The organism is Paenibacillus sp. JT31N11, from assembly GCF_056269285.1.
The window spans coordinates 43,958-59,593 of the sequence record NZ_JBWDNQ010000006.1 but is presented as its reverse complement, the minus strand read 5'-3'; the positions used below and the strand labels follow the sequence as shown (position 1 = coordinate 59,593).

The following is a 15,636-nucleotide window of genomic DNA, read 5'->3' as shown; positions in this document are numbered from 1 at the left end:
CGCCCATGCCGCGCAGATCTCTCATCTGCCGGACATGGGCGTTTCGCTTTTTTCACTAATGCCCCAGTACCGGCGTCTCCTGCTCTTCCCGCTCAATAACCTGCTCCGCCAGCCTGTCCAGCCGCCGCAGATGATAGGCATATTCAAACATGGAAGAAGCGACAAATACCAGCCGTTTATGCTCATTCAGATCATCGCTGAAGTAATCCGTCAGCTGCTTCACCAGGCGCGCCTCCCGCTCCTCTTCAGGCTCGATATCGGCACCGGCTTTCATCTTTCCTTCCAGCTTCAGCAGAATTTGCTCATGGTACTTCGTCAGCTCCTCGATCTGCTGATCAAACCGCTGCGCCCACTCTCTTGATCCCGGCGCGGCAAAATAATGCTCTTCCACAACCTCAAGCAGATCCGCTCCCTGCTGCAGCGCTCTTATCATCTGCTTGGACAGCAGCAGCTGCCGGATACGCGCCTGCTTGCGCCCGGGGAGCAGCGACCGTTCTTCTTCAAACAGCGTATAACGCTCCTCCAGTTTGCGCAGCGTGCCATGCAGCTTCTCCTTCTCCTGCCGGTGGATATCCTCTTTCATCTCATTGGATATCGCCATCCGCAGCAGCAGCGACAGCTGGCCGAAGGCGTCATGGACCTGCCTGACAAACTGCTTGCGCGGCCTGGGAGGAAAGACGAGCACATTCACCAGGAAAGCCGCCCCCATCCCGGTAAGCACCATGGAGAAACGTTCCAGCGCATACAGCCAGCTCCCTCCATCCGCTTCCATGACTGCTACTACAGTGACAAGCGTAAGTCCGATCGTCGCTTCCATCCGCAGCCGGATACAGCATAAAATAACGATAATGCATACCAGTCCCAGCGAAATCGGCGTATTGCCGAATAAACGAACGGCTGCAAGCGCGATAGCTGCGCCCAGCACATTGGTCTGAAGCTGATCAAGGATCTGCTTCCATGAACGTGAAATTGAAGGCTGAATCGTGAAAATGGATGAAACCGCCGCAAGGATCGGGGATGAGAAACCAATCATGCCGCTTATATAAACGGCCAGTGCAACCGCAAGGCCTGTCTTCATCACGCGTGCGCCGATTGTCATGCTCCGCCTCCTTCCGCAGGCGGCCGCAGCTCTTCTTCCACAAGCAGGTCAAACATTTTTCTCAAAGGTTGTGCCATTTCTTTATTACCGCCTCCTCACGCTATTATAGCCGAATTCACCAAGAAGAAACGACTACCCCGTCCTATCATGGCTAGACCCATTTTCTTCCTTTGGAAATATAAGCAAAGGTCGATGGAATTTTATCCTTTATTATAGTTCAAAAAAGCAGAGGCGCGTTTTCCCTCTGCTTGGTTGAAGCACAGTTCCTGCTAGAGTTTCCCCTCATCCGTCCGGCTCCGGCGAATCCGCGTCACCTTGCCGGGGCCGACCTCCGCTTCTGCCGCAGGTTCGAAATAAGGCAGCACGATCTCAAAGGTCGTCCCTTTTCCCAGCCTGCTGGTGACTTGAATGCTGCCTTGATGATTGTCGACGATCTTGTAGCTGACCATGAGGCCAAGCCCCGTGCCTTTTTCCTTGGTAGTGTAAAAGGGCTGACCGATCTTGGCCATCTGCTCCTCCGGAATGCCCGGTCCGTAGTCCTCAATCCGTACCATGATCTGGTCGTCTTCCCGGATGCAGCGGATCAGAATCCTGCCCCCATCGAGCATCGCTTCAATGGCATTCTTAATGACGTTAATGAATACCTGCTTCAGCTGATTCTCAACGCCGAGCACCCACAGCGGCTCTTGGCCGGGGCTCCATTCCATCTCGATGTTGTGCAGAATCGCCTGGGCTTCCAGCAGGGTTATGGTATCATTCATAATCTGGCGGATATCCTTGTGGGACAGCTCATAAATTTGCGGCTTCGACAGCATAAGCAGTTCGCTGACGATCGATTCGATGCGGTTCAGTTCCGATTTCATAATATCAAAATAGTTTTTATTGTTATGCCTGCCGGAGGCGAGCAGCTGCAGGAACCCCTTCAGGGAGGTCAGCGGATTGCGGATCTCGTGCGCGATGCCTGCCGCCAGCTGCCCCGCGACGTACAGCTTTTCCGAGTTAATGAGCAATTCCTCATTCTTCTTGCGCTCCGAGATATCTCTGACAATGACTTGAAAGACGGGCTTGCCCGACATTCTCGTGCTGGTCTGGACCACCTCCGTGAACAGCGGCTTGCCTTTGACCGTGTTCCATACCAGCTCCGTCGGTCCTTGTCCCAGACCCTGCGCGGTTACCTGCAGCATCCGTTTCATGTCCGAATGGCATTTAGGCTGCAGATGCATATAAATCGACTTTCCCAGCAAATCCGACTCATTATCCGTTTCGAACATCTGCATGCCCGAGTCATTGATATATTCCCAATATTCATCGCGGATAATCGCGATCATATCCATGGAATTCTCCACCAGCAGCTTATAGCGTTCATTCATGGCATTGTAGCGACGCTCAACGAAGCTCGCCAGCAGGCTGAAGGCAAAGATGACCAAGGTGGTAATTCCGAGAATGACAGCAAGCAGCCGCATGTATTCGTTCAGCCGGTCCGTTGTCAGCACAATGGAATAGAGGATGGTTATCGCAAGCAGGCCGATCAAGTGCGTAGCAAACCCTGACAAGCCGAGCATCAGGCCCGGCAGCATCAGGTAGGTGCCGTTCTTTTGCTCGAACAGATGGAAGGAGTAGGCCGTTCCCAGAAAGCTCAAGACAAAGGCGAAGCAAACCAGCCCGGTGTGGACGCTGTAATCCTGGACCTGGTCGCTTAGAAGACTGGCATAATTCAAGAATACGGTCCCGGCCGCCATAATCAGGCTGCTCAGCAGCAGTTTGATGACGAAGATCCGGGCCGAGCCAAGCAGCCATAAGGAGAAATAAGCGCAGCACATGATGCCAAACAGGTTGATGACGGATGTCCAATCAATCACAATCATATTATCCGTGGCAATCAGAACAATAAAGTGGCAAACCCACAGCCCCAGCGCATATACGGCAGCCCCGCTCAGCAGCCAATAATGCCGGAGCTTTCTGACTAGCTTGAAATGACCGATCATATTGTACATTGTAAAAGAGGCAAATAGATTGATAGCTAATGCCAAAAGCAGGTACATCCATTTGTCCGAAACGATCAATTCGCTCATACCTATCCTCGATTACCTAGAAATTCTGTTATATTCATGTGACAATTCGACATTTTTCCAAATAATCCTTTTTTCTGTGACATGAAATGTGGGATTAAAGCATGGGACGACGCTTTTTTTGCGGTGCGGCTTTACGTTATAATAGAATTCAATCGAGAGATCAGCAGCTCAAGGAGAGGATTTACCCATGATGAAGGTATTAAAAGAATTCAGGGAATTTGCGGTTCGCGGCAACGTGCTCGATCTCGCAGTCGGTGTCATTATAGGAGGCGCATTCGGCAAAATTGTCACTTCGATGGTCAATGATATCATCATGCCGCCAATCGGCGGAATACTCGGCGGAGTGAATTTCAAGGATATGTTCATTAATTTATCTCTGGACGAACATTACGATACTTTGGCCGAAGCTCAAGCCCATTCCGCACCGGTGATCGCTTACGGCAATTTTATTAATGTCATCCTCGACTTCGCCATTGTCGCATTTTGCGTTTTTCTGATCGTGAAGGGCGCGAACGCCCTGCGCCGGCTGAACGCCAGGGAACCGGAATCGGTCACGGAGCCTACGGAGAAGGTATGTCCGTACTGCCTGTCCAAAATTCCGATAAAAGCAACCCGCTGCGGCCACTGTACCTCCCATTTGAAAGATGAAGAGCTTGAGGGCGTGCAGGAGGGCCTGTCCTAGCATGGCGGCCCATGACGACAAGCGACCCGCCGCCGAGGAATTCTTCGATATTTATGACAGCTCAGGCGCGCCGATCGGCACAGCCAGCCGCAGCGAGGTTCACGCCGCCGGTCATTGGCACCGCTCGTTCCACTGCTGGCTGGTCCGCCGGGAAGGCAGCCGGCGCCTTGTGCTCTTCCAGCAGCGGCAGTCCGGCAAGGATACCTTCCCCGGCTTCCTGGATATTACGGCTGCCGGCCATTTGGCTGCCGGCGAGACGATGGCGGAGGCTGCCCGGGAGCTTGAAGAGGAGCTCGGCGTCCGCGCGCCGTTCTCCGAGCTTATTCCGCTCGGCACCGCCCGCAAGGAGGCGGAAGGCACGGCGCAGGGCATCCCCTTCATCGACCGGGAAATAAGCGACGTCTTCGGGCTGGTGTACCATGCCCCCCTGGATTCGCTGCGTCTGCAGCCCGAGGAGGTAGCCGGGGTTTACGAGGCGGAGCTTGCCCGAATGATCGATCTGTTCGAAGGACGCTGCAAGAGCCTGAACGCCGAAGGCGTCGCAGCCCTGAGCGGCGGCCAGCTTCAGCACGTTTCCCTGATTGTGGAGGCCGGGCATTTTGTACCGCGGCCGGCGCCTTATTATACGGATGTGTTTCGCGCCCTGCTCTCCCATATCTAAGAAGAGAGGGGTGCAGCCATCCTTCTCGGATCCCTAAGCGAAAATTGTGATATACCGCCTCCGGCGCATCCCCTTCGCGGAACATTCCCTTACGGTCCCGCTCCCGGGTTCTTATCATATGCCGGCTCGGGAAGAGGTTCCTCTAGCCTTTCTCTTGCGGGGTCATGCCGCCTTGCAGACGCCATGGGCTTGCTCCGCTCCTGGCCGGCCGATGCCAGGGCGTAGACTGCAGGCGGCTGGACGACTGCACCAGCTTGCCTCCCGCTTTGCGGGGAAGCTTGCCCCCGGCGGAACGCCGCACGGACTTGCTCCTGCCGCCCGATGCTGCGCGCAGACTGCCTGGTCTGCCCGCTTTTCCAGCCGCCCGCACACTGGCTCCGCCGTTCCTGGCCGCGTATTTCAAGCGCATGCCCTTCGCGCGCTCCCAATTCTGGTACCACTGATCGATCATGCTGTGTATGTTATAAAATATCGTATTCGCCGGAGCAAGGTCAAAATCGTTCAAATCAGGCTGCCTATAAAGCTTGGCCGCTGTCTCGTGGATACAGCCGTGCAAATTGGACGCTTCCAGAAACAAGCCGAGCTCATCCGCAGTCGCAAACGATTCCGGATTATTGCGGATCCGCATCTCGGCATTCTGATCGTAGCACGGGGCGCTGCGAATCTCCTCCGGCACTTCCTGCCAAGGCGCAACAAGGGGCATATCATACCCCTGCCGCTCATACCACTGAAGTGCCTTGGCGATATATTGCCGGTGGAACTGCAGAAATTTCTCCCCATAGCCAGGCGGCAAGTTTGCCGGATTGCTGTGATGGTTCGTATGATGCCAAAGACGGTGCTCCTCCAGGAGCGCCGCCGGAAAATTAGGAATAATGGGCATTACTGTTCCCTCCTGCCGTACATCCGTTTATGCTATTTTATGCGGTTAACTGCTATTGGTTCTTTTCCCTGCCGCTTGCAGCAAAAAAACCGTCCACGCATAAAGACGCAAGACGGTTCTTTGCGGCCTGAAGCCGGGTAGGTGAAGGGAGCTACGGTCTTACAGGATATTGCATTGGCCATTCGATACGCAAATATCGAAGGTAATACGGACGTCGCAGCATTCTCCAAAAACACAGCTGATCCGTACGCAAGAGCTTCTGCCTTGATTGAAGAAGCAGACCACGCTGCAGTTATCCCCGATAATGTTGTCTACCACTTTACGGTTTTTACAGCGAATGGCGCGGACAAGTGCGGCTGCGTTATCGGCATCCTTCAGCTGGCAGAACAGCTTGCACAGATCCTGACCGGCTTCTTGGATGCCTTCGACGGCACTGTCTGTTTTTTTGCAGCAGCTGTTGGAAGAAATCCGCGCACGGCTGCGGGTTTTCTTCGCAACTTTAATATTGGCAAACTTCATTTTGGCTGACATCTGTTTTCCCTCCTCTCGGATGTACATAATCCAATTTATGAGGAGGACATGTAAAAAGCATGGACAAGAATGCCCCGTAAACCGCATATTCTTCAATCAGCCGTTCCCGCATAGGCGTCAGTAGCCGAAGACAAATATACCTCCAGGGTAATCTTTTACACTAAGGAGCTCTCCTTCAATAGGGGCTGCTCAGCGGATCTTCATGAATCGAAAAAATCATGATCTTCTGACTCCAGCTCGGCACCCTCGACATCGGAGAGCCTGAACCAGTCCCCGTTGACCATAAACTGGCCGCCCCGCTGGTCAATCCGCTCCACAATCCCGATTACGGACAGCTCCTCGAACGCATCGAACAGCTTGACGCGAATCTCCTTGTGCCGGTGCAGCGACTCGCTGAAAAGCATGGCAATCTCGCTCCACCGCGCTTCGTCCAATACCTTCTGCTCCCGACGCTTCAGATTCTGCTGATGCCGGTTATGCTCCAGCTTGTGCTCGGGCAGCATCATCCGGCTGTCCTCCCACATCCAGTTGCCGCCTGGTGTCAGCTTCTTTGTTTTGCCCATCGCTTGCCCCGCCCTCCTATTTGTAGTGGCCGCCTATCTTGCTGGCCCGGTCCGCCGCCTGCCCGGCCGGTGTTCCCGAGACGGCGCGGATAATGACATCATCGCCGTATTTGTCCTTAAGCCGATCTGTCACTGCCTCCAGAGCACCCATGCGCTCCCTCGTATCGTCCATGACAAGCTGGTACTGCTCGTCGCTCTGGAAGCCGGTTACCGACACCCCTACCCTGCGGACGGGCAGGCCGTCCCAGTGACGGTCGAACAGCTCAAGAGCATGATAGTAAAGGTCATTGGTCACATGGGAGGGATAGGGCATCGTCATCTGTCTGCTGAAGCCGGTCGGCCTGTCAAAATCAGCTCCCCGGCAGTTCACCGACAAGGTCCGGCCCATCTTGCCGATCGATCGGCAGCGCCGGCCCACCAACTCGCACAGCTCCAGGATGATCACCTTGATCTCATCGCGTGCCGCATAATCGCGCGGCAGCGTCATCATGTGGCCGACGGATTTCTCCCCGGCATGTGTGCCCGGCAGAACCGGCGAATCGTCAATTCCATTGGCGATTCGCCAGCACACCTCCGCCTGAATATCGCTGTTCTTGCCGAACTTGCTGCGCAGCCTGCGCTTCAATTCAGGAAGCGGCATCCGGGCGAGATCTCCGATCGTATGAATGCCCATGCGGACAAAATGGTTCGTCATCCTGCTGCCGACCATAAACATTTTGTTGATCGGCAGCTGCCACAGGGAATCGGCCAGTTCCCCGCGGCGCAAAACATACAAGCCCGAGTCATTTTTCTTGGCGTAATTGTCACAGGCCTGCTTGGCGAGAATTTTGTTATGGCTGATTCCAAAACGCGTATATATGCCGGTTAAGGCCAATACTTCCTGCTGCATCAGATGGGCGGTGGTTTGCGCATCGCCATACAGGTGAAGGGAGTCGGTCACATCGATGAACTGCTCATCGATCGAATAGGGTTCAACGAGGCTCGTGTAGGTTTCATAAATCTGCGTGATTTGAAGAGAGACATCGATGTAGTGCTGCATCCGCGGCCTGACGACAACCAGATCGCGGCATTTGCCAAGCGCATCGCCAAGCCTTTCGGCTGTCGTAACACCCCTAGCTTTGGCCAGCGGACAGGCTGCCAGAATAATTCCCGAGCGCCGCGCAGGATCGCCTGCGACCGCTACCGGCTTATCGATAAGCTCCGGATTGTCCGCCTTCTCCACACTGGCATAGAAGCTCCGGCAGTCCGCGAGGAAGATGGTTCTCTCTTTAGATGGCATGGCGTCTCGCCGGAGCCGGGACAATGGCCAATACCTGATCGCTTTTCAAGGTGCGGTAGGCTTTGGCCCTCAAGCAGAATACGCGCACATAGCTATCATTCTGTGAATACACAAACACCCGCCGCTGCGTTATGTTATTTTTGGCATCCTGATAAATGATTTCCGCATGCTGCCCGACATATTTCTTGAAGTCCATTGCAACCCCTCCATCTGCGAACGTATATTCTTATTATATACAAGAACGCTTGTTCGCAACACAGGAAATATGTGGGGTCCATAAAAAAATCCCTGCATCCGCTAACCAGCCGCGGACACAAGGATCTTGATGTGGAGAGGAGCCTCGTCTTATTCATTGAGATAGGTCGTCACCTTATTCTGAATCAGCTTGGCGACGTCCTCCGCCGATTTCTGGCCGCTGAAGAAAGCCTTGGACTCGTCGGTGACGAACTGCGCGACCTGGTCGGATCTGAATAATGCGGAATGAATCGCCCCTTCCAGGAAGCCCTGCAGCTGGTCAAGCTGCGCATCGTCGACTTTGACCGGCACACCCTCCAGCGGCCCCTCCTTGTTCGTTGGCGCCGTCCCATCATCCTTCAACTGCTGCAGTTCTGCAGCAAACGCCTTCTTGTTGAGGGGGAACCCCGCGGTATTGGGAGGCGTTGTGATCTGATCCGACATCATGAATTTCAGGAAATCCCAGGCCTGCTCCTTCACCTGCGATTTCGCGTTAATGCCGATGGTAAGGTAATTCATGAAATAGCCTCCGGCAGCCGTATCCTGCGGATGCGGCATAATGAGCAGCTTCATATTCTTGGCGAGATATCCTCTGAGCGATGTAAGATAATCCCCGGGAGAATTGATTTGGAGGGGAAAGAAATAAGGACGCCCCTCGCCGATGATGCCGTCATCGCCCATCTCCTTCACCTGCTGCATCAGTCCGATAAAAGCTGCCGAATCGAAATTCGCCTTGCGGCTGGCGGCGTCGACGAATTGGGAATAGTTGTCGGATACCATCTGCGCCAGCAAATATTCCGGGGTGCTGTTAAGCACGTTCTTGTAGGGACCGTCCTCCGCCAGCTTCTCCGTAGCCGCGGCAAAATCGCTCCAGGTCCAGGATTTGTCGTCGATCTGCACGCCTGCCTGCGCGATGGCATCCATATCGCCGGCGAAGCCGTAGAGGAAGAAGGAGAGGGGCAGACCGTAGAGCCCTCCGCCGATTTTGGCGTTATCCAGAATGTTGCTGAAATAATCCTCTTTCTTGAACGACGGATCCTGATCCATCATCGTGTCCAAATTGACAAGCAGCTGCTGCTGCACGTAACTGGCGACAGGCAGCTCTTTCATTTCCAGCATATCCGGCCCTTTGCCTGCCAGCATGGCTGTGTTCATAGTCGTTTGGTATTTCTCCAGATCCGCATCCACATTCGCATTGTCGGTCGGCATATCCGTAAGCTTGATCTCGACATCCGGATGCAGCGCCTCATACTTTTTCTTCGCTTCCTGGAAGCGGGCATCCGGCCAGAACGTCGAGAACGTGATTGTCGTCTTCCCTCCCTTGGCAGGGGGAGAATCTTTCCCGGGCGCATCGCCGTCCTTCCCCTGCCCGGGGGCAGTTGTTCCGGTATCGATGGCGGCTGTTCCGGTGTCGCTTACCGCCGATCCCTGCCCCGGAGCCGTTCCCCCGCTGCCGGAGCCGCCGCTGCGGCAGGCAGCCAAACTAACCAGAAGGACAAACCCCAACAACATAATCATCATTTTTTTCATTGTTGATCACCTTTCCTGCCGGAGAACTTGGCGTATCCGGGCCCCTTCAGTCTAAGGCGAAGATGTCAACATAACTTCACTGACTTGTAAACAATTTGTCTCCAATAAGAAGAACCGGCTTCGCCGTCCTTCAGCGGCAAAGTTAGTTTCTTCCCCAAAAATATCAGAAAAGTAGAGGCCATATTGTATACTTTCTGAATGATTTTAAGAAAAAAACATCCTGATGAACAGCCGACAGGAACACCAAAAGTGTTCCTGGCTCTCCAACAAGATGCATCGGGTACTGCAGCTGCCACCGCTTGGCGGGCGGTTCATTCAAATTCGATAATAAAGGATTGATTATCGGGCAGCGGGACCAGGTCAGAGGGCACAGTACTAGGCGCAGATTGGGTAGGCTGCGCAGGGCCCGCCTCTCGCGCATACACTTTCTGTCCTTCAATCAGAAGTCCGCTGTTGTCCGGATTCCATGCCATCTGGAAGGGAACGACTCCCTGATAAACCGCTGTTTCGTTCAAGATGTTGTTTCCCTGCAGCTTGCCCGCATAAATTCTCATATCCTTGATTGTCGAACCCTTGCCCTTCCAGTACGCGATATATTTCCGGTCCGGAGACAGCTGAAAGCTTCCTACCCGCCCCAGCAGGACGGTTACCGCCGCATTGCGCAGATCGTACGTATACAGAGATCCATCAGGCCCTATATAAGCGATCTGATCCTTATTGACCCAGTCGGCCTGGCTGCTGCCGCCCATCCAGACCGTCGATCTGTCACCGCCAAGTTCATGCTCGTATTGACTCACAAATCCGCTGCCGCTCCAGACGCCGACGCTGAAACTGAGTCGGCTGCCCTCGCCTTTGACGATCAATACGCGCTGTCCGTCATCCGAAAGCTTGATGGAGTAAATGACATCTGCTCTATTCCACTCCGGCAGTGAATAATACTTCGCGGTTCCGGTGTCTGTATCGATTACGCCAATGCTGCCCTGACCATTTTCGGAAAGCAAATACGAGACGTATCGGCCGTTATCCGACCATGTCAGGTTTTTCGATATCAGCAGCTGCTTGGAAGTAAGCGTAACAGCAGCCTTCGCCTGCTGGTCGGACGTCGATATCAGCGTAATCGTATAGACGCGGTCGGCAAGCGCAATCGTGCATACATACCGGCCATCCGGCGACAGTCCGGCAAATAAGGTATCCCCGCCCACATCGCGCAGCTTCTCCGGTGTCCCATAAGGGGAGACAAGACGATCAATGCTCAGCCCCTGCCTTGCTTCCCCGAACACGCCGATAACGGTATCCCGGCCGAGCCAGCTGATTTTGTACTGGTTCTCCCCAGTCTGAGCGGGCAGCCGGTAATAGGTCTTGACCTTGAACGGCCCGCTGGCCTGGTCAACTGCGCTGTCTTCTTCCGTATCGGGTATGATGATCGTCTCGGATCGCAGCTGCCTCATGCATCCGGACATCAGGACGCCCAGAAGCACAAGAGCTGCGCACAAGAACGCAATCCGTCTGCTCATAATCGCTACCTCTCCGCCTTTATGTAAGGTATTTCCACATAGACGCCTGTTTGACGGTTCTCGCTGATGATGTGGATGCTTCCCCCGTGATCCTCGACAATGGCCTTGGCAATGCCAAGGCCCAGGCCTACGCTGCCCGCTTCCTTGGGCCTGTTGTCCGCCAGGTAGAAGGACTCGAAAATGCTCGCGAGATGCTCGGGGTCTATCGTTTCTCCGAAATTAACGAAGGCAAAACGGACGGTCCCGAGGTCAAGCAGCGCCTTGACTCCGATCTCCGAATGGGCGTCGCCATACTTGATCGCATTGTCAAGCAGATTGATAAAGAGCTGTCTGAGCCTGTCCGAATGTCCGTGTACGAAGAGCCCCTCCTCCGTGTCGCAGCGAATCGTCTTGTTATAGCGCTTGGCCTTGAAGGCCATCGCATCGCATACATCGTGCAGAATCCGGCCTGTCTCGACGCGCGCGAATTCATCGCGGCTGGCCGGTCCTTGCGATACCTCCAGCATCCTCAGCACCATTTCGTGCAGACGCTGGCTCTCCTCCACAATATGGTTCATTCCTTTATCGAAGAAGTCGCGGTCGCTCTCCCCGTTCTCCCGGATGATCTCCGCATACCCGAGAATGGAGGTCAGCGGAGTCTTGAGCTCATGGGTGACATTGTCGAAGAAACGCTTGCGCTGCCGGTTCAACCCCTCGAGCCGGTCCCGGTCCCGCTCGATTCTGGCAATCTGGCTTCTGATCTGCTCGATCATATCGTTGAAATTGGCGGTCAGCCGGCCGATTTCATCCTTTCGCCGAAAGGCGATGCGGATATCCAGATTCCCGTTCATCACCTCCGTGGAGGCCTTGGCCAGCTTGACCAGAGGGATCGTAATATGCCGGGAGAGCATGTAGGAGAACAGGAAAGCTGCAGCGAAGACTGCCAAAGCAATATAGAAAATGATATCCAATATATGCCCGCTTTGCTCATAGAGCAGCGTAAAATCCTTGGAGAAGCGCAGAATCCCCACCTTGACCCCGCCGATGATGACCGGGTACGAATACAGAACGGATGCAATGCCGTGCTCGTAGGAGATGGTGTAGGCCGTTTTGCCCTGAAGCGCTTGCTTGAGATCATCGTCCGTAACGCCTGAGAAAGCGTCCTGATCGGATGAATACAACAGCACGCCGTCAACTGTATAGGCCGTGACATTGCTGGAGGTCGCATGCTGCAGGTCGCCTACCATTTCCTCGGCCATCTGCCCAAAATAGAGATCGTCGTTCGTAAAGTGGTTGATCATAAACGCCTGCTGGACATAGACATTGCTGTTCTTCTTCAAGCCGATCAAATCGTCGGTGATGATATTCTGGTTGCTGGTCTGGATGACACGCGCGACAATCTGATTAAGCAGCAGAAAAGAGAGGCAGAAAATCAGGAAGAAGCCGATGATGAATTTGGCTCTGATTGTACGGATCATTCCGGCTTGTCCCCCCGATCGGTTGGCGGCCTCCGGATAGCAGCGCCGTCAGTCCACCTGTTTGTCAAATTTGTAGCCCACGCCAAAAACGGTCAGGATCACATCATTAATATCCAGCTTCTTGCGCAGGCGCTGGATATGGATATCGACGGTGCGGGTGTCTCCAAAATAATCAAAACCCCAGACCACATCCAGCAGCTCCGGTCTGGAGAAGATTTTGCCCCGGTAATTGTTCAGAGTCATCAGCAGATCGAATTCCTTGGGCGTCAATTCGACCACTTCATTATCCTTTTTTACCAATCGCTCTTCTTTGATAATTTCGATATTTTTAAAACGGATGCTGGATGCCGGCTGATCGCCGGAAGGGCGTGCCGCCTGGGGCAATCTGCGCAGGACCGTTCGAATCCGGGCGATGACCTCCCTCAGATCAAACGGCTTGGTAATATAATCATCCGCTCCGAACTCAAGGCCCACAATTTTGTCGGCGATGTCTGATTTGGCTGTAATCATAATGATCGGAATATTGAGGGTCTCCGTAACTTTGCGGCAAACATCCAGTCCGCTCACATCCGGCAGCATCCAATCCAGCAGCAGCAGATCCGGTCTGAACTGCTCCACCAGCCGCAAGCCATGCGCCCCGCTGTTTGCGGTGATCGTATCGAAGCCTTCCCTGTTCAAGCCATAGGCAAGCAAATCCGCAATCGCTGCTTCATCTTCAATAATCAGGATCTTGGCTTTCTCCATGCGGTTCACCCCATTCTAACGACATGGTAGCACAACCTGTGGGTTCATTCAAACCATGAATCATGGCACCGGTTGAGGCAAAACTCTTTATTGAGGTTCAGGCGTGTCCATCCCTGCATAAACAAAAACCAGTCCAAACACCATTAGTGTCCGACTGGTTTCTTGTTGTTTTTCTCTACCGCAGATTAGGGAACTGCAGCTTTTGCTTTTGCAAATATTCGATCAGTTGAGGCAGCGCCTGCACCGTTTGCTTCGACTCATGCAGGAGCAGGATCGAACCGGATAACTCGGTGTGCCTGGTATAATTCATAATCGTCTGGGAGCTGGAGGCCTTCCAGTCTTCGGAATCTTTGTTCCAGAGAACAATCTTCATTCCGTTCTTCTCGACAAGCTCCGAAAGCGCGTCATCCGTAGCTCCATAGGGCGGGCGAAAAAGCACCACGGGCTCTGACGTGACCGCTTCGAGCAGTTGGTTGGTGCGGGCAATCTCAAGCTGCCGCTTATCGGATGTCAGGTCCTTAAAATCCGCATGCGTCATGGAATGATTGCCGATCGAAAACCCATGGTCATCGGCATATTTTACATATTCGGGGAATTTCCTGACCTGCGTCCCCACGAAGAAGAACGTTCCCCCGACCTTGTGCTTCTCCAGAATATCGACAATCTCCCGGGTATACTTGGATGGCCCATCATCGAAGGTAAGCGCAACGGAGCCTTTGGGCAGGCTGAAATTGACCAATCCGCCCAGCTTAACCTCAGGGACAGCAGCGGATTCAGTTACAACCGCGGGTACGACGAGGGCCTCCTGGGCAGGAGCCGGAACCGGCTCGCTTCTCGCCTCGGCAAGCTGCTGTGTGAATGACGTTCCCCTTTGCTGCGTTCTTTCTTCCAATACCGATGTATCGACCTTGGCCAGCACCGCCTGATTGGTAGAGGGGTAGTCGGGAACAAAGATCAGGAAGAAGGCTGCGACCACGAACGTAGCCGCCAGAATTCTCAGCGCCCGTGCGGGAAATGCAGGCTTCCATGACAAGCGTTCAAGCACCGTCTTCGGATTAGCCGCTTGTTCGTGGCATTCGGAAACATCCTCCGTGCAGATAAAAGAAGATAATCGTTTTATTTGGGACAAGTCCTGAATCTCCCGCAAAGCGGCGAGCTCCTCAGCAAATTGCCGGGAACAGGGAAATATGCTTTTTTCACTCGAGCCCCGGTCATATTTGGTAAGCGAGCCGGAAGGATGGTTGTTCAAGGCATTCCAATTGCTATGTAAGGACAATCTATATTTAGCCGTTTCCACGGATCCGATCAAGGCGCGGATATGATAGGCCGTATAGGAATCCAGCTTCCATTTGAGATTCATGGATTGTTCCAGATTTAATTGTATATGAATGCAGTGGCTCTCGGATCCATTCTCTACGGATAGGACCTCCAGCCATTTCCCCGTATAGGATGCCATTGTGGATTCCCCCTTTCAGTCCCTTCTCGCTGACAAAAAATCACTCAGACGGGGGAGATAATGAGAAGGCCATACGTGCTGTAAAGTCGGTGACGGACTGCAGCAGTTTCGTTTTTTCTTCTGTGACCTTCTGATATTGGCTGGCCAGCTGCAGGTTCTCCGCTTCCGCATCTCTGAGCTTCTCTTCCAGCTCCTTCGTTCTCTGCAGACTGTCCTGCTGAAAACGGTGCGAATCCTCATGGAGCTTGGCGTATTTGTTTCTTTCCTTCTCCAGCTGGTACTTCAGATTATCGATACCCGAATTGGAGGCGTTCTGGAACTCCTTGTAGTCCTCCAGAAGCTGGTCATAGCCCATCTGCTTCGCAATCAGCTTATCCTCCAGCAATCTGAACTCCTGCTCCCTGTCGGCAATGAGCTGTTCTTTCTTCATCAGGTCGTTTTTGAGACGACTGATATCTTCGTTTGCATTGGCAAGCTGCTGCTCGATATCTTTGCTTTTGAAGTGGATAAGCTGACGGTCATTCAAGAGATTCTCGACCGCAACCACAAGGTCCAGGGCTGCCTTGTCCTGATCCAGCAAGGAAATTTCGGATGCCGGGTGCTCGGCGAGCGATGACTGTATTTCTGCTTCAGATGAGAATTCCGCCTGACGATAGCTTTGGGTGCGCGCTGTCAACGCATTTTTCAGCCACCCTTTTGCTTTGCCGGCAGAATGGGGTCTATCTGTCATATCGACATCTCCTTAACACACAGTATCTATCTACTACTCTCCACTATGATATATTATCGGTATTAGAGACTCAGGGATATGTAGTACTTTGATACTATTTGCATGAAATTGTTATAGGAACATTGATCGATATCTGCATGAGTGGATACGGATATTCAAGTGTACAAAACGTCCCCAATACAACGGGGTTGAAGCATCAGGCAC

Annotated in this window: 15 protein-coding genes; 2 read left to right on the top strand and 13 right to left on the bottom strand. The window is 53.5% G+C overall.

Features of this window, described 5'->3' with window-relative positions; translation table 11 throughout:
* Positions 1-55 precede the first annotated feature (55 nt).
* Both AC0YNV_RS20950 and AC0YNV_RS20945 read right to left on the bottom strand, forming a co-directional pair.
* Positions 56-1,099: an FUSC family protein gene (locus AC0YNV_RS20950; RefSeq protein WP_210043096.1), complete on the bottom strand. Its 1,044-nt coding sequence runs from the start codon at positions 1,097-1,099 to the stop codon at positions 56-58.
* A 269-nt stretch (positions 1,100-1,368) separates the two neighbouring features.
* Complete coding sequence (locus AC0YNV_RS20945) at positions 1,369-3,171, bottom strand: ATP-binding protein (RefSeq protein ID WP_475769747.1); 1,803 nt, start codon at positions 3,169-3,171, stop codon at positions 1,369-1,371.
* A gap of 187 nt (positions 3,172-3,358) precedes the next feature.
* On the opposite strand from AC0YNV_RS20945, the gene mscL reads away from it, so the two are divergent.
* Positions 3,359-3,853 carry a large conductance mechanosensitive channel protein MscL gene (gene mscL, locus AC0YNV_RS20940; RefSeq protein ID WP_475769746.1) on the top strand — a complete coding sequence of 165 codons (495 nt, stop codon included), beginning with the start codon at positions 3,359-3,361 and terminating at the stop codon, positions 3,851-3,853.
* A 1-nt stretch (position 3,854) separates the two neighbouring features.
* On the top strand, positions 3,855-4,514 hold the full coding sequence (locus tag AC0YNV_RS20935) for an NUDIX hydrolase (RefSeq protein ID WP_475770039.1): 660 nt from the start codon (positions 3,855-3,857) through the stop codon (positions 4,512-4,514).
* A gap of 142 nt (positions 4,515-4,656) precedes the next feature.
* Here the strand turns inward: AC0YNV_RS20935 and AC0YNV_RS20930 are convergent, their stop codons facing one another.
* The 11 genes from AC0YNV_RS20930 to AC0YNV_RS20880 form a co-directional block, all read right to left on the bottom strand.
* Positions 4,657-5,394, bottom strand: a complete 738-nt coding sequence (locus AC0YNV_RS20930) for a hypothetical protein (RefSeq protein WP_475769745.1) — start codon at positions 5,392-5,394, stop codon at positions 4,657-4,659.
* A 159-nt stretch (positions 5,395-5,553) separates the two neighbouring features.
* On the bottom strand, positions 5,554-5,925 hold the full coding sequence (locus AC0YNV_RS20925) for a hypothetical protein (protein ID WP_475769744.1): 372 nt from the start codon (positions 5,923-5,925) through the stop codon (positions 5,554-5,556).
* Between the two features lie 200 nt (positions 5,926-6,125).
* On the bottom strand, positions 6,126-6,488 hold the full coding sequence (locus AC0YNV_RS20920; protein ID WP_475769743.1) for a YolD-like family protein: 363 nt from the start codon (positions 6,486-6,488) through the stop codon (positions 6,126-6,128).
* Positions 6,489-6,504: 16 nt separating this feature from the next.
* Positions 6,505-7,767: a DNA polymerase IV gene (locus AC0YNV_RS20915; RefSeq protein WP_475769742.1), complete on the bottom strand. Its 1,263-nt coding sequence runs from the start codon at positions 7,765-7,767 to the stop codon at positions 6,505-6,507.
* Entirely contained in the window at positions 7,757-7,963 is a 207-nt protein-coding gene (locus tag AC0YNV_RS20910) for a hypothetical protein (RefSeq protein ID WP_210043126.1), read from the bottom strand. The genes AC0YNV_RS20915 and AC0YNV_RS20910 overlap by 11 nt, the downstream gene beginning before the upstream one ends.
* Positions 7,964-8,112: 149 nt before the next feature.
* Positions 8,113-9,531: an ABC transporter substrate-binding protein gene (locus tag AC0YNV_RS20905; protein ID WP_475769741.1), complete on the bottom strand. Its 1,419-nt coding sequence runs from the start codon at positions 9,529-9,531 to the stop codon at positions 8,113-8,115.
* A 311-nt stretch (positions 9,532-9,842) separates the two neighbouring features.
* Positions 9,843-11,045 (bottom strand): WD40 repeat domain-containing protein, encoded by a 1,203-nt coding sequence (locus AC0YNV_RS20900; RefSeq protein WP_475769740.1) that lies wholly within the window; start codon positions 11,043-11,045, stop codon positions 9,843-9,845.
* 5 nt (positions 11,046-11,050) lie between these two features.
* Positions 11,051-12,502: a sensor histidine kinase gene (locus tag AC0YNV_RS20895; protein WP_475769739.1), complete on the bottom strand. Its 1,452-nt coding sequence runs from the start codon at positions 12,500-12,502 to the stop codon at positions 11,051-11,053.
* 48 nt (positions 12,503-12,550) lie between these two features.
* A complete protein-coding gene (locus tag AC0YNV_RS20890; protein WP_210043143.1) occupies positions 12,551-13,246 on the bottom strand; it encodes a response regulator in 696 nt (231 codons plus the stop codon).
* Positions 13,247-13,421: 175 nt separating this feature from the next.
* Entirely contained in the window at positions 13,422-14,702 is a 1,281-nt protein-coding gene (locus AC0YNV_RS20885; protein WP_475769738.1) for a polysaccharide deacetylase family protein, read from the bottom strand.
* A 40-nt stretch (positions 14,703-14,742) separates the two neighbouring features.
* Positions 14,743-15,432, bottom strand: a complete 690-nt coding sequence (locus AC0YNV_RS20880) for a hypothetical protein (RefSeq protein ID WP_475769737.1) — start codon at positions 15,430-15,432, stop codon at positions 14,743-14,745.
* Between the last annotated feature and the right edge of the window lie 204 nt (positions 15,433-15,636).